Raw genomic sequence first — 20,592 nt, forward strand, 5'->3', positions numbered from 1 at the left:
TTAGACTTCAACTTCGATGAAACCGTCCACCAACCGGGTGGCGAAGACAGCGAGCGTGAGTTCCGGGTTGGTGAAGCACTCCCCGGTTTCGAGGTCGTAGACCTCTTTGTGCAGCGGCGACGCAATGGTCGGCCTGCTTCCACGGGATCCGATGATGCCGCGGGCCATAACGTTGGCCAGGGTTGCCGGGTCCTGCTGCGCCACAGCGAAGACCTCGGTGGGCGCGGTGCGGAACAGGGCAACCTGGCGGCCGGCGATCAGTGCCGCTTCGCCCCAGGCCACTTCAAGTTCTGCCACCGGGCAAACACGCTGCCACGTGGCGGTGGTGGCCAGGTCCTCGGCACGGTCCAGAATTACGGTCATTTCAGCCCCTCTCACTGTGTCCGGGTGCTGGCATTTCCACCGTTACTCCCCCGGACCGGGCCACGCTTGCGGCCACTCCTCCACGCTAGGACGGGGGTGTTTCGACAGGAGTGCGCGTTTGTGTCCAACGCGTAAAAGAGACCTCACGCCCCCGGAAATGCGTTCGTGATGCAGAAGTTAAGATCACGAAACATAAGGGAAACTGAAGCGAAACTGCCCGTCCCTAGGCTGGAACCACAAGTTGCGGAGATCCGTCTGCAACATCTGCGAAAGGCCCACCAGTGACCGGACACACTTCAAGTACAGAGAACCCGCGCCGCATCGTCGTCGTCGGCGGCGGCCCCGCTGCCCACCGTTTCGCCGATGCCATGGTCAACCGGGGACTTGAAGGTTGGCAGGTTACGGTGCTGACCGAAGAGGCCCACCTCCCTTATGACCGCGTGGCGCTGAGCAAGGCCCTCACGGAAACGGGCGTGGACCTCACCTTGGGCGAGGCATCGATGTGGGACCACGGGGCCCTGACCCTCAAGACCGGCGAGCGCGCCGTCAAGATCGACACCGTTGCCAAGAGCGTGCTCACCGCCGCCGGCAACAAGTACGACTACGACCACCTGGTGGTTGCCTCGGGTTCGGATGCAGCCCGGCTTCCCATTCCCGGCGCCGAACACACCCACGTTTACCGCACGCTCGAGGACGTTTGGGCCATCAACAAGGCCATCGCCGGGCTCAGCGCGAAGTTGGGACGCAAGGTCAACGCCGTCACCATCGGCGGCGGGCTGCTGGGTCTTGAGTCCGCAGCGGGCACCGAGCAACTGGGCGCTACCCCGATTGTCATCAACGGTTCGCCGTGGCTCATGAACACCCAGTTGGACGAAGGCGCAGGCCAGGCCCTCGGCCGGCTGATTGAAGCCAAGGGCTTCGAAGTCCACGGTGGCGTCTTCCCCTCCGAGGTTGTTACGGACGACGACGGCAACGTCACCGGAGTCCTCATGGCCGACGGCCGCACCATCGAGGCCGACCTCGTGATCGTTGCCATCGGCGTCAAACCCCGCGACGATCTCTTCCGCGCGGCAGAAGGCGAAGAGCAGCTCTTCAGCTTGGGCCAGCGCGGCGGCGTGGTCATCAATGATTTTTGTGCCACCGAGGTGGATGGGATCTGGGCCATCGGAGAGGTGGCCAACTTCGAGGGCATGTGCTTGGGCCTCGTTGCTCCCGCCAACACGATGGCCGAGATTGTTGCCGACCGCCTGCACGGTGGCGAGGCAACTTTCCCGGGCTTTGACACTGCCACCAAGCTCAAGTTGTCCGGCGTGGACGTTGCCAGCTTCGGTGACGCCTTCGCCAGGACCGAGCACTCCCTCGAAATCGTTTACGCCGACCCCGCACGCGGTGTTTACCAGAAGATTGTCACCACCGATGATGCCAAGACCCTGTTGGGCGGAATCTTCGTCGGCGATGCTTCCCCGTACATGAGCCTCCGCCCGCTTCTGGGCCGCGAGCTCTCCGCCGAACCGGGCGCCTACCTTAGCGCTGCCGGCGGTGGCGAGGCCCCCGAGACCGAACTCCCGGATGACGCCATCCTGTGCTCCTGCAACAACGTGGCCGCCGGAACCATCCGCGACACCATCAACGGATGCGGAGCCTGCGAGGGCAACGCTCCCGTGCAGGAACTCGGAGAGCTGAAAGGCTGCACCCGTGCCGGAACCCAGTGTGGTTCCTGCGTCCCCATGCTCAAGAAGCTGCTTGAAGGCGAACTGACCAAGTCCGGCATCGAGGTCTCCAAAGCGCTGTGCGAGCACATCAGCCTCTCCCGCCAGGAACTCTTCGACGCCATCCGTGTCCTGGAAATGACGTCCTTCGAAGAGATCATGGCCAAGTACGGCACCGGTGCGGGCTGCGATATCTGCAAGCCGACGATTGCCTCCATCCTGGCCAGCCAGCACTCCGCCTATGTCCTGGATGCCGGCCGCGGCTCGCTGCAGGACACCAACGACCGCGCTTTGGCGAACATGCAGAAGGACGGCACCTACTCGGTGGTCCCCCGCATAGCCGGTGGCGAGATCACACCCAAGGGCCTCGGCGTCATCGCGGCCGTCGCTGAGAAGTACAACCTCTACACCAAGATCACCGGCGGACAGCGCATCGATATGTTCGGTGCCCGCCTTGAGCAGCTCCCGGACATCTGGAAGGAACTGGTGGATGCCGGCTTCGAGTCCGGACAGGCGTACGGCAAGAGCCTGCGCACCGTGAAGTCCTGCGTTGGATCCACGTGGTGCCGCTTCGGTGTCCAGGATTCCGTGGCGATGGCCATCGCACTGGAGCTCCGTTACCGGGGCCTCCGCAGCCCGCACAAGCTGAAGATGGGTGTCTCCGGTTGCGCCCGTGAGTGTGCCGAGGCACGAGGCAAGGACGTCGGCGTGATTGCGACAGCCGACGGCTGGAACCTGTACGTGGGCGGTAATGGTGGCGCCACCCCGGCGCACGCAAAGCTCCTCGCCAAGGACCTGGACGACGAAACCCTGCTGAAGTACATCGACCGCTACTTGATGTACTACATCCGCACCGCTGACCGCCTGCAGCGCACCGCCCGCTGGCAGGAAGAGCTTGACGGCGACATCAAGCACGTCGAGGAAGTAGTGGTCCACGACTCCCTGGGCATCGCCGAAGAGCTTGAGGCCGCCATGGCCAAGCACATCGACACCTACGAGGACGAATGGGCCGAGACCCTGAAGGACCCGGAGCGCCTCCGCCGCTTCCGTTCCTTCGTCAACGCTCCCAACCAGAAGGATGAATCCATCTCCTTCGTTCCGGAGCGAGGCCAGATCCGCCCGGCCACCAACGAAGAAAAGGGCGGAGTGCTCATAGCCTCCACCATCCCGGTCCGCAGCGAAACCGTCGGCGCAGAAAACTAGGGGTCCCCCATGCAGCTCACCATCGATCTCACCGGCCGCGACGTCCTCGTCACGGGATCGGAAAAGTCCGCCCGCCAAGCAATCCGCCGCTACCAGATCGCCGGTGCCCACGTATACCGGCTGAGCACCCCCGAGGGTGTGCCCGGCGACGGCCAGCTCCCCGAGCGTCCGTTCCTGGTGGCAGTAGTGGACGACGGCGAGGCGGGCTGGCTGCCGCTGGTGGAACGCTGCCGCGACGCCGGAATCCCGGTTGCGTTCGAGCCCGCCCCGGGCGCTGAGGGCCACGTCACCCTGGTAGGCGGAGGCCCGGGGGCCCTGGACCTGCTGACCGTTGGTGCCGTCGACGCCTTGCGGGATGCCGACGTCGTGTTCTATGACCGACTGGCCCCTTACCAGGAACTGGCCGACCTCACCTCTGCCGACCTGGTGGATGTCGGAAAGCAGCCTGGCCTCCACAAGGTGACTCAGCGTGACATCGAAAAGCTCATGGTGGAGGCGGCACTTCTGGGCAAGAACGTGGTCCGGCTCAAGGGCGGCGATCCCTACGTGTTCGGCCGTGGAGGCGAGGAAGTGGCGGCCTGCGTTGCTGCGGGCGTTCCCGTGCGGGTCATTTCCGGTGTCACCAGTGCCATCTCCGTTCCCGCAGCGGCAGGGATCCCGGTGACACACCGCGAAGTGAGCCACATGTTCACCGTAGTCTCCGGCCACGCCCCGTTGACCGAGAAGGAACACACCCACCTTGCCGGCCTTGGCGGGACGATCGTGGTCCTCATGGGTATCGGCACCCTTCCCCAGCTGGCGGCAGGCCTGCGTCGGGCCGGGATGAATCCGGACATGCCCATGGCCGTGGTGGAACGTGGATACCGCCCGGGACAGCGCACCACCATCGCTGATCTGGGTACGATCGAAACTGCAGCCACCGGCTGCAGCAACCCGGCCGTTCTGGTCATCGGCGAGGTGGTCCGGGTGGCTGAAGCCAACCGCAATCATGCTGAAGCATCCGCTGAACTTAGCCGCCTCGCGGCTTCGCTCCTTGAAGCCTGAAGGTAAGAACACATGACTGTTGCACGCGCCATCGAAGTCCACGACGCCACTGCCGCTCCGGAAGTTTCCGAAGTGGCCGATGCGCCACTGGATGGTTTCCGAATCGGCGTCACCTCGCACCGCCGTTCCCGTGACCTTATTGAGGCATTGGAGCGCCGCGGTGCGAGCGTGTTGCACGCCCCCGCTTTGAAGATCGCCCCAGTGCAGGAAGACATGGTCCTCATTGAGGACACCCGCACCATTATCGCTGCCAAGCCGGACATCTGCATCGCCACCACGGCTTATGGAATGCGCCGCTGGTGTGAGGCCGCGGACTCGTTTGGCATCGGCGAACAACTCCTGGAAACCCTGTCCGCTTGCCGCATGTTTGTCCGTGGACCCAAAGCCCGCGGCGCTGTGCGTGCGGCCGGTCTCGCCGACGTCGGAATCAGCAGCGACGAAACCACCGCCACACTGGTGGACATGCTGCTGGTTGAAGGCGTGCGGGGCAAGACCGTGGCCGTGCAGCTGCACGGATACACCGACGTTCGCCAACTGGAACGGCTCCGCATGTCCGGCGCCACGGTTCTGACTGTGACCCCGTACCGCTGGGTGAAGCCCGACGGCGAAGACAAACTCCCACGCCTGATCGAGGCCGTGGTGGGCGGGAACCTTGATGTACTGACGTTCACCAGCGCCCCAGCGGTGGATGCCATGTGGAGCACCGCTCACGAAATGGGCCTCTACCGGCAGCTCATCGAAGCGCTCAAGGGTCCGGTGACCGTTGCCGCTGTTGGGCCTGTCACCGCACAGCCACTGGTCGACGCCGGACTGACGCCCCTTATCCCCGACCGCTACCGGATGGGTGCCTTGATCCGTCTGGTGACGGAGCACCTGTCCCTGAACCACGTGCGCCGACTGGAAACCAAGAGCGCCACGATCGAATTGCGTGGCCGCTGCCTGCGGATCAACGGTGAGGTGGTGGAGCTTGCACCGGCTCCGCTCCTGCTGCTGCGGGCACTGCTCGGCGCGGGTGGGGCGGTATTGTCCCGGGAAGCGCTCTCGGACCTGTTGGACCTGCGTGGCTCCGTCCACGCCCTGGACATGACAGTCAGCAGGCTGCGGTCTTCGCTGCCTGACGGCAAGCTCGTTGAAACGGTAGTGAAGCGCGGGTACCGGCTGAGGGCCTAGGTCCTCCGCTTCCTCGTCCCCTGCCACGCTACGCCGCCTTCACCAGGGGAAGTTCGTCCCAGTTGGTGGTGTAGCGGGGGCTGAGCATGTCCCGTTTCATGGACCAGTCCGGACCGCCCTTAATGCCCGCGTGGCCCAGGCCGATGGAGCCCCGGCCATACCGCTTGCTGACTTGCTCCAGCAGAGGGCCGATGCCGCGCTCCTCATGACGGTTCTCGAAGATCTCCAACGGTTTCTGGTTGCCGCTGGGACGGAGGTCGGTGACCATGATCCCGGCTTTGGCATACTTCACGCCTTCCTGGATTTTGGGGACCAGCGCGTGTGCGGCCTTGGTGAGGAGCACGGGGTCCGAAGTGGGCATGGGCAGCCTCACGGTGACCGTGGGAAAGGACTTGTCGTTCGGGTTGTAGACGGACGTCGCTGCAAACGCTGTCAGGAGCTTGGCCTGAAGATCGTGCTTGGCCAGCCTTGCACTGGCCATTTGGCCGTAGACGCTGAGCACCTGCCGAAGCTGATCCGTCGTCGTAATCGGTGTGGAGAACGAGCGGGAGAAGATCAGCTGGTCCCGGCCGATTCTTTCTTCCTCCATGGGAATACAGGGAGTGCCTTGGAGTTCAAGGACGGTTCGCATCATGACAATGGAGAACTTGTCCCGCAAAGCAATAGGGTCGGCGCGGACCAGGTCCAGGATTGAGAAGATCCCCATAGCATTCAGCCGCTTGGTAAGCCGCGTTGCCACACCCCAGATTTCGATGACGGACAGCCGTGCCATGAGTCCTTCGCGCTGATCTTCAGGGATGGAGTCCCAGCGGCACACACCGCGGAAAGCTGGATTGTGTTTTGCCCATTTGTTGGCGAGCTTGGCGAGCGTCTTGGTGGGGGCGATTCCGACACACACGGGGACTCCCACATGCCGTTGGCAGGCAACCTTGATGGTGTGCCCCAGCTCCAACAGTTCCCGTGGTTGTCCCCTGACACCAAGGAACGCCTCGTCGATGGAGTAGACCTCCTGCCATGCCGAGTAGCGGGCCAGGAGCTCCATGACCCGGGAGCTGATGTCGCCGTACAGTTCATAGTTGCTGGAGAGCGCTATCAGCCCCCATTCCTTGGCACGTGGGGCAATCTTGAACCACGGCTCCCCCAGCCCAATGCCCAGCTTCTTGGCCTCCGGCGACCTGGTCACTGCGCAACCATCATTGTTGGACAGCACTATGAGTGGCTTGCCCTCCAGCGCGGGGTTGAATGCCCTCTCCGCCGATGCATAGAAGCAGTTGATATCCACGTGGGCGATCTCCTGCATCCGGTGCATGAGTGCTGGCTTGGACATTTCGCTCCTTCGGTGGGCACTAGCACGGTTGCCGCTGTTTCCGTCCAGGACACACCGCGCATTCGAATATATATTCGAATACCTTCACTTTACTGCCAGCCGCCGACAAGAAAGCATCCCACCCGCCTGACTGTGGAAAAGTCGGGCGGGCGGGATGCGATGAGCATGGAGTGGCTAGGATATTTCCGCCGAATCCTTCTTGTGCACCAGATAGATTGCTCCAGTGGTCACGTCTTCTTCCAGGGCCTCCAGCGTGCGCCCACGGGTTTCGGGAACCTGGGTGTAAATGAAGATCAGGGCCAGGATGCCCACCACTCCGAAGAGGAAGAACGTGCCGGTGATTCCCACCCCCGCCACGAGAGTCGGGAAGAACAGGCCCAGCAGTGCATTGGCGATCCAGAGGCAGAATACCGACAGGCCAATCGCGAATCCGCGCACGTGCAGCGGGAAAATCTCGGACAGCATCACCCACACAGCGATGTTCAGGAAGGTCTGCATGGAACCTACAAACGCGACCACCAGGAACAAGATGACGAACGGGCGGGCAGCATTTCCGACGGGAAGCACGATCGACGCGATGCCGATCAGGAAGTGGCAAGCGGTGGTCAGCGTAAAGCCCAGGAGGAGAGTAGTGCGGCGGTTGACGCGCTGCATGAGCGTCAGGGCGATCACGCCACCCACCACGGCGATCACGCCGGGTGCGATATTGGCAACGAGTGCGGCATTGGAGTCGAACCCGGCCTCCACCAGCACGGACTGCCCGTAGTACATGATCGAATTGATGCCCGTCAGCTGCTGGGCAACGCCCAGGCCAATGCCCACCAAAATGATGCGCAGGATCCACTTGTCCTTGAGTGCGCCCCACGAGGTGGCCTTGGATGCCCGCTCTTCGTCGGCGAGGTGCTTCACGTCAGCCATTTCAGCTTCGGCGCGGTCTTCGGAACGGATGGTCTTGAGGACTACCAGGGCTTCTTCCCAACGCCCCTTGGAGATCAGCCAGCGCGGCGACTCGGGCATCCGCAGCATGCCAAAGAACAATGCGATGGCGGGTAGGGCGGCAACTGCGAGCATGATCCGCCAGACTCCCCCGAATTCTCCCCAGACGTTGCCAATGATGGCATTGACCACAAAGGCCGCCAGCTGGCCGATCACGATCATGAGCTCGTTCCGCCCAGCCAGGGAGCCACGGATTTCATAGGGCGCCAGCTCAGCAAGGAAAACGGGAACCACTGTTGAAGCTCCACCAACAGCCAGGCCCAGGATGACGCGCCCCGCAACCATGACTTCAAAGCTCGGGGCGAAGACGCAGGCAAGAGTCCCTGCGAGGAAGAGGACAGCCAACAGGATGATCGTCTTGCGGCGACCCCAGCCATCCGACAAGCGGCCTCCCCCAACAGCTCCGGCAGCAGCTCCGAACAAGAGGGAGCTGGTCACGATCCCTTCCGTCAGGGGCGTCAGGGTGAGATCGACCGTCATTGGCCTGAGTGCGCCGTTGATGACACCCGTGTCGTAACCGAACAAGAGGCCGCCGAACGTCGCTACGAGTGCGACGAGACCCAGTCGCTTTCTGTGCGGGCCATTGGTCAGCGGAGGGAGCGAAACGCCTTGGGCGCCTCCCCGCTGCGTTTGTGTAGCAGACATCAGGACTCCTTTGTCAGTGTGCTGCGGGTCATACTCACCCGCTCTGAATAGAGACTAACGCGCGAAAGGCTTAAATGTAAGGTCAAACTAACAAATGACTTAATTTCGTACTCCTTCCGCGTGGGAGGATGAGGACATGGTTACCGGCCACCGCCCCCGCTCCGCCACCCAAAGTGACGTCGCCCGGGAAGTCGGCGTGTCCCGAACCCTCGTTTCCTTTGCCTTCCGCGGCGCCCCGGGTGTCAGCAATGAAACGAAGCAGGCCATCTTCGAAGCCGCAAAACGTCTCGGCTACCGACCCAACGCCGTAGCCGCCGACCTCGCACGCAAGCACCGGTCCGCCGTCGGGCTCTATCTCATGGACATCCGCAACGAGGTCTACGCGGACATCCTCAGCGGCGTCCGCACGGCGCTGACCCAGGACCGCAACAGGCTCATCCTCAGCGTCTCCCGATCCGTGGACGGCGAGGACCAAGGCGCCCTCGAGTCGCTCATTGAGGCCCGCGTGGGGATTATCATCGCGGCCACCCTGCTGGATTCCGACGAGCGCGTCCAGGAGCTGGCTCAGATCGTTCCCCTCGTCAGTGTGACACGACCCGTGGACGGCGTGGACAGTGTGTACTCGGACGATGCCGCCGGGGCCCGAGCCGCCGTCGAACACCTCATCGGCCTGGGTCACACGAGGATCGCCCACCTGGCCGGCCCGGTTTACGACGGACACACGGTCCGCAGGCAGAGCTACTCAAAGACCATGCGCGACGCCGGGCTGAAGCCACTAACGCTTGCAGCCGAGGACTTCACGCAGGATGCCGGGCAGCGCGCTGCCGCCCGACTGCTGGGCATGGCCGATCGCCCGACCGCGATCTTCACCCATAACGACCAACTGGCGCTGGGTGCACGCGAGGCCGCCTACGCCAAGGGCCTGGCGGTCCCAACCGACCTGTCGCTGGTGGGATACGACAATTCCCGGACTGCAAGGCTTCACGGCATCGACCTCACGTCCGTTGACCTTCATGCCGTAGAGCTGGGACAGGTTGCTGGAACTGTGGCACTGGAACGCCTCAGTAATCCACAGGCGCCAATCGCCGACAGGCGCCTCAAACCGCGGTTGGTGGTGCGTCATTCGACGGCGCCACCGGCCCCCGGTGGCAGCCGGGCCGGAAGGTAGATCGAGCCCATGAACATCGCAATTGTCGGCGGCGGCCCTGGCGGCCTTTACTTTGCCGCACTGATGAAGCAGCGGAACCCCGCCCACAACATCACCCTCTGGGAGCGCAACGCCGCATCCGACACCTTTGGCTTCGGCGTCGTTTTCTCAGACGAAACCCTTGGTGGCATCGGCACCGCCGAACCCGTTGTGGCCGGTTACATGAGCAGCCGCTTCGCACGGTGGACCGACGTCGACATCCATTTCAAGGACCAAACGAAAACGGTGGGCGCACAAGGGTTTGCAGGGATCGGCAGGAAGGACCTACTGGAACTGTTGCAACGGCGCGCCCTGGAACTGAGCGTAGAGATCCGCTTCAGTACCGCAGCCCCGCCTGTGGAGGATCTGGCCGCCACCTACGATCTGGTGGTCGCCGCAGACGGCGCCAACTCCCAGATCCGGGCCACCTATGCGGAGGAGTTCCGCACCGCCCTGGATGTGCGGCCAAACAAATACATGTGGCTCGGGACCGACCAGCCGCTCAAGGCGTTCACGTTCTTCGTGAAGGAGACTGAATGGGGCGTCATGCAGATCCACGCCTATCCCTATTCCGATCAAGGCTCAACGTTTGTTGTCGAAATGACTCCTGGCGCCTGGCACGCTGCCGGCTTTGACCAGGCCGCCGACAGAGTCTTCGCACCAGGGGTTTCGGATGAGGATGCCGTAACCAAGATCCGGGCCATCTTTGCCGATGAGCTCGGCGGGCACCAGGTCCTGACCAACAATTCCAAGTGGCTGAACTTCACCACAGTCCGCAACAAGAACTGGCGCAAGGGCAATGTGGTGTTACTGGGCGACGCCGCCCATACGGCCCACTTCTCCATCGGATTCGGCACCAAGCTGGCCATGGAAGACGCCCTGGAACTAGCCGATTGCCTGCGGGAACGCACCGGTGTTGACGCGGCCTTGGAAGCCTACGAAGCTCGTCGTCGCCCGGTGGTCGAAGCAACCCAACGCGCAGCCCAGGCCTCAATGGAGTGGTTTGAGAACATTGACAAATACAAAAACCAGCACCTCGAGCAGTTCAGTATCAACCTGCTGACCCGCAGCCGGCCGCACCGCCTGTGACAAGGACCTACCTCGCAGAGAGGGCTAGATGTGGTGCAGGCAGGTGGTCGCAACGCCCCAGATAGTCAGCTCAGACATTGCCGGCACGCGAATGTCCGGGTACTTGGGATTGTCCGCCTGGAGGATCACTCCCGAGGGCGTGACTCGAAGCCTCTTGATGGTCAGCTCACCGTCGAGGACAGCCACGACGACGGATCCATCCTTGGGCTCCAGCGCCCGGTTAACGATCAGCTCATCCCCGTCACTGATCCCTGCACCCTCCATGGATTGCCCCGTCACCCTCACCACGAAGGTGCTGGTGACATCCTTGATCAGGTGTTCATTGAGATCGATCCTGCCGTCAAAGTAGTCCTGTGCGGGCGATGGATACCCTGCCGCCACCGGGATTGGAGCCAGCAGTACCGACATCAGGGAAAAGCCCGCATCTATCACGCGGGGGCCGACGATCACGCCCACAACACACCTTTATTCGAATATATGTTCCCATTAGTGTACGGCGTGTCCTAAGGTTTTGACCTGCGGGTCTACGTCGCCGACGGGTGTCCTTGACGTGTGTCGAGGACGTACCAACGGTTTCACGAGGCACTGACAGTATTGCGGGCCCGAGGGGTAGAACATTAGTTCCCATCCGTGGGTGTCCCATTGGAGAGATTGCGCCCTGTGGCACCGGACAGTAATCGCGCCTGTTTAGGCCTCATGCAGGGTGCCTGCGCGCTTTCGCTTAGGCTGTGAGAAATCTTCGGAGGGCAGTCAGGTCTTCCTTGGGGGTTGTGCCGTAACCCGTCGCACTGCAAAGGAAGTCTCCAAGAATGTCCATTGATCTCTCTGTGTACGGCGCCGCCGGGCTCAACACGGAGGCCATTGCTGAATTGGTTCAGTCGATGCCTGGCCTGTCTGCCGTATCCTCAGGCGGAAGCGCGATGGTGCGGGCCATCCGAGGCAAGCAGCAACTTCCTTGGTTCACAGTGGACGGCCCGTTCGCGGTGGAAGACGAGGACCTCCCTGCTGAGGTGACCGCCCGGTCAATCGGAACAAAGTGGCTCTACCAGATCCGCATCGAGGACACCTCTGAAAAAACCATCAGCGACGCCGACCGGTTCGGCAGAAAACTCACCAAGGCGACCGACGGTGTCCTCGTTGATGAGCAAACCGGACAAGTGTGGCCCAAGACAAGCAAACGCCACGTACCCCGCCCGAAAGTTGCGGGGCCGGTTGATGAAATCGTACTGAGATGGTGTTACCTGGTTGATGAAGCACCCGACGACGTGGCGGCGCGCTATCTGAGGTTGGCCCGACTGTTTCTCCCTGAGGCACTTCCTCGCCGCTACGGAACGTACGAACCCTTCCAAGGCAACCTTGAACGGGACGGAGACGCCGGTTTTGCAGAATTTATGAACGCCGACGACAGCGATCTGGTCCTGTTCTACGGCAAATTCCCCGTCATCATTGGAACTCTTGATGGCCGGACGCGAGGTCCTGGCAGGACCAGGGCAATTTCGCTGACACTTGACCGGCAGGCTTTCAACGACGTCGCCTGGCGGGGAGCGCTGATGCGATTCTTCAAGGCAATGGCCGCTGAACTCGGGTGCTTCTTCGCTTCAGCGGAAGTACAGAGGCCAGGCCGAATGATCAGCGGGGTGATGTCCCTCCAACTTCACGAGGAGGGATACTATCCGACCATAAGGGGTGAATGGCTGGGGCTTCCTGCCTACCCGGTCTGGTGGTCTTGGTACTCGAAACCTTATGCAGATCTTGTCCACCAATACTGCCATGGTGCCAGCCAGAATCCAGACGGTTCTATTTTCCATTTCTGGCAGGAAGAATCCGCAGACCGCGATCAGCTTCGCGCGTTGCTGCAGGATCCGGAGGCACCGTGGATCCCGGCGGAGCTGTCCCAGCAAGGCGACGAGACAACCCAGCGAGCTTCCGTGATGCCGTCCAATTTGGATGGTTGAGCTGTTCCGGCAACATCGTCGCTCGAATCCCGGTTATCACCGCACCAGCTTCACACTCTGGCATGAGAGAGGATATGCAGTATGTCGTACGACCTGACCGTCTATTGCCCGGATTCGCCCACCATCGACAAGGTCGCATTGCTGGTCGGCAATACCCGGGGTCTTCATGTGGACCCTGAGAATTCCGACGAGAGCGGGGTGCTGGTGCTGCGCGGGGTGAAGCGGGCATATAGTTTCACGGTCGATGGTCCGGTCGCCTTGGAACCCGAGGATCTGCCTGACGAGGTCAGCGGTGTTCTTCCCGACGCCAACACCATGTTTCAGGTCCTTGTTGAGGGGACAGTCGAGTCCGAGATTATTCATGGTGTTCGATTCGCGAAGAAGCTCGCGAAGTCGTGCCATGGGGTGACAGTGGATGAGCAGACCGGTGAAGTGTGGCCCAAGCCCCGCGTGGTTAAGCCGGTTGTACCCAAGGTCAGCCCGTACAAGGATCTCATCCATTTTTCTTGGTACGCCCTAGCCGACGAGATGCCGGCAGATCTTCCCGAGCGGTACGTTCGATTGGCGAAGGAATGCCTGCCTGAAGCGCTTCCTGTTCGGTTTGGGGACTATGAACCGTACCAAGGTGATTTCGTCCGGGACGGTGTCGAGGGGTTGATGCGCCAGTGGAAGGACTCGCCGCCGCTGAGTATGATCGTCACGGCTGATCTCCCTATAAAACACTTCAGCATGGAGTACCTGACCCAAGGCACCACGGGTGACTCCCGGCACGTGGGCATGAGCATGGCTCGCGAAGCTTTGGAAGACGACGAGCTGCGAGCAAGGACAAAAGAGTTCTTTATCCGCCTCGCGTCCGAGATGGGCGCGTTCCATGCCTACGTCGAGGTCATTCCGCTGGTCATCACGGGAGGGGTCCCTGGTTACCCGATCTACAGCTACGCAGACATAACCAGGTCGTCCGCTCCTCGGCGGGAGGAAACCAGACAAATGGAATGGGTGGGCTTGCAACCGTATCCGCAATGGTGGACGTGGTTCGGTCCCTTATACGCGGACCTGGTCCGCTCTTACCTCACAGGCCAGCTCGAAGAACACCCTCAAGGAATCTTCCACTCGTGGACAGAAAAGCCGGCAGACCGGCGCGAAATCACCCGCGTGCTTCCGGACCCCGAGCAGCCATGGATACCGCAGGAGTTCTGCGGAGTTTACGAGGACGAGAAGGCTTTGTTTCCAAGCAGCCTTGCAGTCAACGTCCCGCAGCGATTGAGGGAAGTCAGGATGCCACTGCATCAGTACGAGGACTGATCCGAGGAACGGGATCCGGGTGAGTTCCTTCCCTCTTGTGACTGCTGGCCGTTGATCTGGGTGGCGAGTCGCAGCGCGCCATGAACACGGGCGAGGCGTTCGTTGAGTTGTTTGTTTTCCTCGGTGAGCTGGGCGATGCGTTGGTGGGCCAGATGCAGGCGCCGCCGCAGCGAATGATCGGAGGCGTGGACTGCCTGGCCGGTGGGGGCCGGTGGTGGGTTGGTACGGAATTCTTCCAAGCGGACCATCACCTCTGGCTGACTATAGAGCCAGGACCGCGAAACACGCGCGGTTCGGGCCAGCTCGGATGCCGTCCGCGGGCCGGGTTCTTTGCTCATTTCCTGGAGGGCTGCCGCGACGCGGGCCCGCGCGTCCTCAGACCGTTGGCGGGCTGCGGCGAGCAGGTGATGGCTGTTATCAGGACGCACCATCGGGTTCCTGCGATTCAGTACCGCTGGAACGGATCGTGTTGATGATGTTTTCCAGGTTCCCGGCGACCTTGGTATTCATCTCCACCATGCGGGTCCTGCCCGTGGACTTCGCTTCTGCTATCAGTCGCTTGGTCGTTCGGAGCTGGGCGAGGTGTTCGCCGAGGAAGTCAGGGGTAGTGACGAACACCGGGCAGGTCAGGCAAGCGTTGGCGTGCGGGCAGCTTTGCTGCAATGGAAGCCCGCAGTATCCGTTGGGCAGTGCCATGGTTGCCCGGCCAAGGTGCTCTTTCATCCAGGCCGCGTCGCTGAGGCCCGGTGCCTGCTCGATATTGATGGCTTCGCCCTGGACATTGATTTTCGTGGCCTTCTCCCAGTGGCGACGGATCGTGGCGTCGTTCAAGCGGGCGTAGCGGGCAGTCATGTCGTTGGATTCGTGATCCAACAGGCGCCGCACGACTTCCTGCGGGACATCCGAGTTAATCATCCGGGTCCCGTAAGTGTGCCTGAGCTGGTGAGCGGTAAACCGGAACGGCCGCCCATGTTGATCGCGCAGCCCAATGCTCTCCTGCCAGGAGGCGAGGCGGACCGAAGCCACGGCAGTGGCCAACGGCCGGGTCCCGTCCCTGGATGTCGGTGCCGGGGCCAGGCATTGGGCAGAGGGTATGGAGGACAGGACTTCAGCGGCCCGTTCGGTGATGGCCCCGGCCATTTCCTCACTGATCGGTGTGAAGGCCTCGCGTGACATTTTGTGGTTTCTGTAGCGCAGATACGGCGCGTTCTGGCCGTCCCGGACCACGCAGTCAATATCGAGGTGATACGCGTCGGCCAGGCGCAGTCCGGTTCCGATGAGGATCTGCATCATCAACCGGTGTGGTTGTTCCAGCCGCGAGAGGGCTTCAGGGGATTCGATTTGGGCCATGACGTATTCAGGGAGGGCACGCGGGGCACTGACTGGCAGGCGTGGAAGGTCGCTGGGGTGGATCCAGACCGATGCCGGTAAACGTGGCTCCCAGTCGTGTTGCCGTGTGGCCTTGAGGAACATCGAAATTGACCCGAGTTCGTAACGACGGCTGGCCTGGCCGAGGTTCAACCTCAGCAGCAGATTCATATGGACTTCAAGGGTTTCCCGGGAGAAGAGTTCCAACCCCGCAGTGGGGCCAGCATGCTCGGTGAAAGCGGCTGATAAGCGGTGCAGGGCAGTGATATCGCGGTTGAGCTGGTGGTAGCCGGTGCCGGAGGAGATACGCCATCGCATGAATCGTTTGGCAAGTTCCCGAAGCCATGGCTGGGTGATCGGGGCGAACTGGAGTGTTCCTCCTGCGCCCTTCTTGCCCACGAAGCCCATGGAGGTGAGATGCCACAGGTTGCGTGCGTAGGTGTCGTTCGGGTCCGAGGGGTCCCTGAAATTGCTCATCATTCGGAACAGGGCGTTGTTGACCCGATGAATTTCCCGACGGGCGTCGCCCAGGTCCAACGGGTTATCGCCATCGATCAGAGAAAGGACTCCTCTGGACTGGAGCAGGGCGACGTATTTGCGGATTTCCGGTGCGGGGAGCCGGCGGAAGCGTTCGCCCGGGCTTGAAGCCACCAGCTGCAGGGCCAAAGCCACTTCCCAGCGCAACGGCGACGGAAGCCCGGATAAATCAACGGCTTCCGGTTCTGGAGGTTTGCCCGTCGTCTTGTAGAACTCCTCCAGAGGCGGTTTCCCCCGGGCCCGCCACCGCTGGACATGAAGGTTGCAGAAGAGCTCTCCTGGGCGATACCTCAGACAACCCGGAACCGAGCACAAGGGGAAGAACCGCCCAGCGAAAGCTTCGTCGTCAAAGACGATGATGTCAGCGGTGAAACGAGGCGATAACGCCAAACGCATCCGCTGGATCCGGCCGCCGTCAATGTCATCGACGGCGATTTCCCTAAACTCGGTCATGGTTCGTTCCTGCCTTCATCGGCCGGGTCCGACGAGGCGAGCCAGCCCGTGGAAACCAAAGCTTCCCGGACGTGCCGGATCTCCAGATGGGAGTACGTGTCGATCGTCGTTGACACGGACGCGTGCCCCAAGAGTTTCTGGACAACTTCCGAAGGGACCTCCCGCCGGAGTAATTCCGTGGCATAGGTATGGCGGAACTGGTGCGGGGTGAAATGAAACCCGGTCCGCCGTCGAAGCCGGCGGACCAAGTCCATCACCGCGGCGTAGGTCATCGGCCGTCCTTCAGGAGGAGCCCACAGATTGACGAAAACGTAGTCGCAGTCCAAAGCGCCGTACTCGTCAAAGAGATAGTCCACGAACATCCGCACCAACTCCGGGGCCACGGGGACGTCACGGTCGCCGGACTTTGCCCTGGCCGCGTTGACGTTGTCCCTGGCCCGGACCCGGATCACACAATCCGGGGCGTCAATGTCCTCATGCCGCAAACCCAGGACCTCACCAATCCGGAGGCCGGTCCCGGCCAGCAAAGCGAACAAGAACCTGTCCCGCTGATGCTCGCACGCATCCAGGATCGCAGTGACCTGGTCGCTGCTGAGCACCCGCGGCGCCTTCTTTGGGGCCCGAAGGCGAAGCTCAGCCCGTGGCCTGACAGACCGCCCCAAGTGCGCCAGGAACGGCCGCCACGACCCGCGCCCAAATGACTGCACCGTCGTGCTCAGGAAATGGCAAGAAACCCCGTGCCGCTGATGGAACTGGTGGAACGAGCTGACAGCAGAGAGTTTCCGGTTGATCGTTACCGGGCCGCAGTGCTCCAGCGCTGCCGGCAATCGGGCTACGCGCCCGGCCCGCTCGAGAGGAGATTTACGCAACCACCCAACAAAACGACCCAGGTCCTCGAGGCGCACAGAACGCCACGACACACCAACCTGATCCAGAAAGGCGAAGTAGTCCCGCAAGTCAAAGGCATACGACCTCACCGTCTCCGGTGAACGATCGATAACACTCAAATGAGCCAGGAACCGGTCGACGGGAGCGACGACCTCGAAGCGGGGATCAACAACGGTCCACGAACCCGACCCATCAGGCAAAACCACCTGCTGAACAGTCCACGGCATACGGTCCCCTTCACCGATCCCTCACGAATAGCTCAATACCAGCAGACGAAGGAAACAGGTTCATGAACACGTGGACAACACCACAGGTAATCAAATTCGGAAGGCCAAGAGCGGTGCAATCACGCTCCGGCAGCTACATCGAAGACAGCCCAGAAAGGGCTACAGGAAATATATGTTCGATACCCGAGTGTACAGCGGATGGCGGACATTGTTGGATCTCCACCCGAAACCTGGCCGCGGAACCGTGGTACCGCGCGGGCGTGGCTTCTGGTCCCTGCCGGAGTGAGAAGGCAGATGAAGCTATCGGTCGATTCGAGGCAGTGCTGGTGCGGCGATCTCCCGCGCGGGCAGGACGGCGGCGTTAAGGATGGCGCGGTTCCCGAGCTGCCGTTCGAGATCGACCATAAACGGTGTCGCCGGGTTTCCCTGACAGGTGGCCCACTGCGCCCCGGAGGGCCGCACTCCCAGGACGACCTCGACCGTGGACTCTGTTTCGAGGAGCTTGACGATTTCAACCCGGCCTTCGGCGTTCTGTCCGGAGTTGCAGTCAAACTCCGTGATGAGAAGTGCCACGCGGTTGGACTCAGGAGCCGGCGGCAACGAGGGATCAAGAGTGACTGCGCCGGCTCTCAGCTCACCAAGGTCGAGCGTGGGTGTGCAGGTCGATGACTCAACGACCGCCCACACCGGCTTACCTGGCTCCGATGCCATGGAGTTGGTGGAAATGACGATGTACATGTAGTCGCGGACATCTCCGTGGCCGTCATCTTGGGGAACTGCCAGCCTGTTCATGAGCATCACACGATCGCGGCTTTCCTGCGCAATCAGCCATGCGGCCGGGTCAAACTGTTCGACGTTGCGGCCGTCGAGGGCCGGGGCGGCCTCCGGGCCGAGCCCGCTCGCCGGTCGTGGATTGTTCAGCGCCTGAAGCGGAACCTCGTTGCCTTGGCACAGCACCACTTCAGGTTGAATTTCCGGGGTTTGGCTCCCGGCGGACGGCAAGCCGGCTGCCGGCTGTCCAAGCGATGCACACCCGGTTCCGAGCAGCGCCAGGGCTCCGCTGACCAATGTGAGCCGTGCTGCTGCTCTCAATAGTTTCCCCATGCCGCCAAGGCTACGCCTCACGCCGGAAGTGATTCTTCGGGCAAGCCCCGCTCATTCGCGAACCTCTCCGGTCATTTTCCCGGCGCGTTGGCCACGTGACGTCAGATGTGCCGGAGATACCTCTGAGGTGCGTCCAGGAATGACCGCCAGTTGGCAACAAGATCAAGATCTTCCCAGTCGCGGGCCCGCAGACCCCATGGCCCCACTTCCAGGATCCGGGCGCCCGGAAGGGCCGCCAGAAGAGGTGAGTGTGTGGACATGATGACCTGGGAATCTCCGTGGGACAACAGATCCTTCAAGACACTCAGAAGGCTGAGGCAGCCGCTGAACGACAGAGCCGACTCGGGCTCATCGAGCACCCATAATCCGTGTCCCTTGAATCTGTCCAGCGCCAGTTCCAGGAATGATTCGCCGTGGGACATGTCGTGGAAGGGGATGTCCCCGGATGTGCTCGGGTTCATCTCGAGGTACGTGAAGAATCCGTGCATGGTTTCCGCCCGCAGGAAGTACCCACGCCGGGTGGCACCGGCATTCCGGACAAGCTGCAGGTGATCGGCGAGGACGGATTCGCTGGATCTGGTGGTGTGCCGTGCACCAGTCGAACCGCCCTCCGGCGACAGACCGTAGGCCAAGGCGATGGCTTCCACCAGCGTCGATTTTCCGGACCCGTTCTCGCCAATCAGGATCGTGGCGGCGGTCAGATCGAGGCCCTCATCAAGCACCTGGGTAACAGGCGGCAGCGCTGCCGGCCAGCGACCGCGATCAAGAACGTTTGCCGGGTCCTCGGCAAGCCGCCGGATTGGATAGGTATGGAGGGGCATGCGCCCATTCTTGCAGTCACCGAATCTTCGGCTAGCGGACCACCCGATATCGTACGTGCGTCACGAGCCCGGTCCCCCGCACGTCCACCGGCTCCAGGCGGACGTCCCCGACTCCGTCCAGCAATCGTTCGCCACCGCCGAGAATTACGGGCGAGATGTGGAGCCTCAACTCGTCCATCAGCCCCGCCGAGAGGAACTGCCGGGCCGTCTGCGCTCCGCCGGCGATGGCCACGTTCTTGCTGCCGGCAGCTTCCCGGGCACGGTCCAGTGCAGCCTCAATACCGTTCGTGACGAAGTGGAACGTCGTGCCGCCCTGCAGCTCCAAGGGCTGCCGCTCATGATGGGTCAGGACGAAGACGGGTGCGTGGTACGGCGGTTCCTCACCCCACCACCCGCGCCAGTCCGAGTCCCAAGGGCCGGGGCCGGGCCCTGCGTACATGTTCCTGCCCATGATGTAGGCGCCGGCTTCCAGGATGCCAGCCACCTCGGCTGCGTTGGCTTCGCGTTCTTCGAACTGCCAGCGGTGCAGGCTTTCGCCGCGCTCCCCCAGCGGCTGCTCCAGAGACTGATTGGGGCCGGCAACAAAGCCGTCCAGGGACACGGTCAGATCGCACGTGACTTGGCTCATGCGCCCATCCTGCCACCCACCACGCTGGCCGTATAGAAAACAGCTGAGGCTTGGACCCTATGCGGAGGAACGCACGGGTCCTACGCTGAACCTGTTCACCAGCGCGAAGACGCGAAGAGAGGGCAGCCATGGCACGGGATCCAAAACCCACCTTGGAGCAACTGAACATCCTCGTCGGCGAATGGGAAACGTCTATTCCGGGCAGGGAAATCTCCGGCCGGACGACCTTCGCGTGGCTCGAGAGTGGAGGCTTCCTCATTCAGCGCTCCACGGTCCAGCACCCTGACTACCCCAACGCGGTCAGCGTCATCGGCGCCACCGGCTCGGACGGTGCGTTCCAGCAGCACTATTTCGACTCGCGTGGCGTCGCGCGGATCTACGACATGACGCTCAAGGACAAGCTATGGACCCTTTTCCGGGACGGACCGGACTGGCCTCAGCGCTTTGTTGGCCGTGTCAGCGAGGATGGCAACACCATCACTGCCCGCTTGGAGCGGGGCAGTTACCCCGGCGGCCCGCTGGAGCACGACTTTGACATGGTTTACAAGCGCATTGTCTAACCCAGGCCGCACCCAAT

General features: G+C 62.2%; 18 protein-coding genes and 1 pseudogene. 8 read left to right on the plus strand and 11 right to left on the minus strand.

The annotated features are described in order from the left end of the window. Nucleotides 1-363, minus strand: coding sequence for a nitrite reductase small subunit NirD (gene nirD / locus GVL04_RS00065; protein ID WP_159697725.1), 363 nt, complete (start codon nt 361-363; stop codon nt 1-3). A 281-nt stretch (nt 364-644) separates the two neighbouring features. On the opposite strand from nirD, the gene nirB reads away from it, so the two are divergent. Genes nirB through GVL04_RS00080 form a run of 3 tightly spaced genes read left to right on the plus strand, consistent with a single transcriptional unit; the run spans nt 645 to nt 5,489 of the window. Then, nucleotides 645-3,275 carry a nitrite reductase large subunit NirB gene (gene nirB / locus GVL04_RS00070; RefSeq protein ID WP_159697728.1) on the plus strand — a complete coding sequence of 877 codons (2,631 nt, stop codon included), beginning with the start codon at nt 645-647 and terminating at the stop codon, nt 3,273-3,275. A gap of 9 nt (nt 3,276-3,284) precedes the next feature. After that, nucleotides 3,285-4,319, plus strand: a complete 1,035-nt coding sequence (cobA, locus tag GVL04_RS00075; protein WP_159697730.1) for a uroporphyrinogen-III C-methyltransferase — start codon at nt 3,285-3,287, stop codon at nt 4,317-4,319. A gap of 12 nt (nt 4,320-4,331) precedes the next feature. Continuing rightward, complete coding sequence (locus tag GVL04_RS00080; protein WP_159697733.1) at nt 4,332-5,489, plus strand: uroporphyrinogen-III synthase; 1,158 nt, start codon at nt 4,332-4,334, stop codon at nt 5,487-5,489. 28 nt (nt 5,490-5,517) lie between these two features. Here the strand turns inward: GVL04_RS00080 and GVL04_RS00085 are convergent, their stop codons facing one another. After that, a complete protein-coding gene (locus GVL04_RS00085) occupies nt 5,518-6,816 on the minus strand; it encodes a Y-family DNA polymerase (protein WP_159697736.1) in 1,299 nt (432 codons plus the stop codon). Nucleotides 6,817-6,990: 174 nt separating this feature from the next. Beyond that, the gene (locus GVL04_RS00090) at nt 6,991-8,457 is read right to left on the minus strand and encodes a sugar porter family MFS transporter (RefSeq protein WP_159697739.1); all 1,467 of its coding nucleotides are present in this window, start codon (nt 8,455-8,457) and stop codon (nt 6,991-6,993) included. A gap of 136 nt (nt 8,458-8,593) precedes the next feature. Between GVL04_RS00090 and GVL04_RS00095 the strand changes: the two genes are divergently transcribed. Together GVL04_RS00095 and GVL04_RS00100 are read left to right on the plus strand one after the other, a co-directional pair. Continuing rightward, nucleotides 8,594-9,625 carry a LacI family DNA-binding transcriptional regulator gene (locus tag GVL04_RS00095; RefSeq protein ID WP_159697742.1) on the plus strand — a complete coding sequence of 344 codons (1,032 nt, stop codon included), beginning with the start codon at nt 8,594-8,596 and terminating at the stop codon, nt 9,623-9,625. A gap of 9 nt (nt 9,626-9,634) precedes the next feature. Continuing rightward, nucleotides 9,635-10,732: an FAD-dependent monooxygenase gene (locus GVL04_RS00100; RefSeq protein ID WP_159697745.1), complete on the plus strand. Its 1,098-nt coding sequence runs from the start codon at nt 9,635-9,637 to the stop codon at nt 10,730-10,732. Nucleotides 10,733-10,756: 24 nt separating this feature from the next. Here GVL04_RS00100 and GVL04_RS00105 read toward each other — a convergent pair whose 3' ends face one another. Continuing rightward, entirely contained in the window at nt 10,757-11,188 is a 432-nt protein-coding gene (locus tag GVL04_RS00105; protein ID WP_159697748.1) for a LexA family transcriptional regulator, read from the minus strand. A gap of 353 nt (nt 11,189-11,541) precedes the next feature. Here GVL04_RS00105 and GVL04_RS00110 point away from each other — a divergent pair, with 353 nt between their 5' ends. Together GVL04_RS00110 and GVL04_RS00115 are read left to right on the plus strand one after the other, a co-directional pair. Further along, entirely contained in the window at nt 11,542-12,687 is a 1,146-nt protein-coding gene (locus GVL04_RS00110; protein ID WP_159697751.1) for a hypothetical protein, read from the plus strand. Between the two features lie 81 nt (nt 12,688-12,768). Beyond that, a complete protein-coding gene (locus GVL04_RS00115) occupies nt 12,769-13,989 on the plus strand; it encodes a hypothetical protein (RefSeq protein ID WP_159697754.1) in 1,221 nt (406 codons plus the stop codon). On the opposite strand, the gene GVL04_RS00120 is transcribed toward GVL04_RS00115, so the two are convergent. The 7 genes and pseudogenes from GVL04_RS00120 to GVL04_RS00145 all read right to left on the minus strand — a co-directional run bounded on the left by GVL04_RS00120 (nt 13,974) and on the right by GVL04_RS00145 (nt 20,015). Next, on the minus strand, nt 13,974-14,420 hold the full coding sequence (locus tag GVL04_RS00120) for a DUF6262 family protein (protein WP_159697757.1): 447 nt from the start codon (nt 14,418-14,420) through the stop codon (nt 13,974-13,976). The genes GVL04_RS00115 and GVL04_RS00120 overlap by 16 nt on opposite strands. After that, complete coding sequence (locus tag GVL04_RS00125; RefSeq protein WP_159697760.1) at nt 14,407-16,347, minus strand: tyrosine-type recombinase/integrase; 1,941 nt, start codon at nt 16,345-16,347, stop codon at nt 14,407-14,409. The genes GVL04_RS00120 and GVL04_RS00125 overlap by 14 nt, the downstream gene beginning before the upstream one ends. Beyond that, complete coding sequence (locus GVL04_RS24585) at nt 16,344-16,946, minus strand: tyrosine-type recombinase/integrase (RefSeq protein WP_235036095.1); 603 nt, start codon at nt 16,944-16,946, stop codon at nt 16,344-16,346. Before GVL04_RS24585 ends, GVL04_RS00125 begins: the two co-directional genes overlap by 4 nt. A 153-nt stretch (nt 16,947-17,099) precedes the next feature. After that, nucleotides 17,100-17,462, minus strand: a pseudogene (locus tag GVL04_RS24900) (site-specific integrase); the annotation flags it as partial. 300 nt (nt 17,463-17,762) lie between these two features. Beyond that, nucleotides 17,763-18,587 carry a hypothetical protein gene (locus GVL04_RS00135; RefSeq protein ID WP_159697766.1) on the minus strand — a complete coding sequence of 275 codons (825 nt, stop codon included), beginning with the start codon at nt 18,585-18,587 and terminating at the stop codon, nt 17,763-17,765. An 80-nt stretch (nt 18,588-18,667) separates the two neighbouring features. Further along, a complete protein-coding gene (locus GVL04_RS00140; RefSeq protein ID WP_159697769.1) occupies nt 18,668-19,387 on the minus strand; it encodes an ATP-binding cassette domain-containing protein in 720 nt (239 codons plus the stop codon). A 31-nt stretch (nt 19,388-19,418) separates the two neighbouring features. After that, nucleotides 19,419-20,015 (minus strand): dihydrofolate reductase family protein, encoded by a 597-nt coding sequence (locus GVL04_RS00145; protein WP_159697772.1) that lies wholly within the window; start codon nt 20,013-20,015, stop codon nt 19,419-19,421. Between the two features lie 128 nt (nt 20,016-20,143). Between GVL04_RS00145 and GVL04_RS00150 the strand changes: the two genes are divergently transcribed. Then, complete coding sequence (locus tag GVL04_RS00150; protein ID WP_159697775.1) at nt 20,144-20,575, plus strand: hypothetical protein; 432 nt, start codon at nt 20,144-20,146, stop codon at nt 20,573-20,575. The last annotated feature ends 17 nt before the right edge of the window (nt 20,576-20,592 follow it).

It is taken from the genome of Arthrobacter sp. 18067, assembly GCF_902706295.1.
Classification (GTDB): Bacteria; Actinomycetota; Actinomycetes; order Actinomycetales; family Micrococcaceae; genus Arthrobacter.

What these genes read in the sequence shown, in the direction of transcription:
- GVL04_RS00080 (WP_159697733.1), top strand. Translation starts at nt 4,332, where the DNA reads ATGACTGTTGCACGCGCCATCGAAGTCCACGACGCCACTGCCGCTCCG.
- GVL04_RS00110 (WP_159697751.1), top strand. Translation starts at nt 11,542, where the DNA reads ATGTCCATTGATCTCTCTGTGTACGGCGCCGCCGGGCTCAACACGGAG.
- nirD (WP_159697725.1), bottom strand. Translation starts at nt 363, where the DNA reads ATGACCGTAATTCTGGACCGTGCCGAGGACCTGGCCACCACCGCCACG.
- GVL04_RS00120 (WP_159697757.1), bottom strand. Translation starts at nt 14,420, where the DNA reads ATGGTGCGTCCTGATAACAGCCATCACCTGCTCGCCGCAGCCCGCCAA.
- GVL04_RS00145 (WP_159697772.1), bottom strand. Translation starts at nt 20,015, where the DNA reads ATGAGCCAAGTCACGTGCGATCTGACCGTGTCCCTGGACGGCTTTGTT.
- GVL04_RS00090 (WP_159697739.1), bottom strand. Translation starts at nt 8,457, where the DNA reads ATGTCTGCTACACAAACGCAGCGGGGAGGCGCCCAAGGCGTTTCGCTC.
- GVL04_RS00085 (WP_159697736.1), bottom strand. Translation starts at nt 6,816, where the DNA reads ATGTCCAAGCCAGCACTCATGCACCGGATGCAGGAGATCGCCCACGTG.
- cobA (WP_159697730.1), top strand. Translation starts at nt 3,285, where the DNA reads ATGCAGCTCACCATCGATCTCACCGGCCGCGACGTCCTCGTCACGGGA.
- GVL04_RS00150 (WP_159697775.1), top strand. Translation starts at nt 20,144, where the DNA reads ATGGCACGGGATCCAAAACCCACCTTGGAGCAACTGAACATCCTCGTC.
- GVL04_RS00100 (WP_159697745.1), top strand. Translation starts at nt 9,635, where the DNA reads ATGAACATCGCAATTGTCGGCGGCGGCCCTGGCGGCCTTTACTTTGCC.
- GVL04_RS00140 (WP_159697769.1), bottom strand. Translation starts at nt 19,387, where the DNA reads ATGCCCCTCCATACCTATCCAATCCGGCGGCTTGCCGAGGACCCGGCA.
- GVL04_RS00115 (WP_159697754.1), top strand. Translation starts at nt 12,769, where the DNA reads ATGTCGTACGACCTGACCGTCTATTGCCCGGATTCGCCCACCATCGAC.
- GVL04_RS00125 (WP_159697760.1), bottom strand. Translation starts at nt 16,347, where the DNA reads ATGACCGAGTTTAGGGAAATCGCCGTCGATGACATTGACGGCGGCCGG.
- GVL04_RS00095 (WP_159697742.1), top strand. Translation starts at nt 8,594, where the DNA reads ATGGTTACCGGCCACCGCCCCCGCTCCGCCACCCAAAGTGACGTCGCC.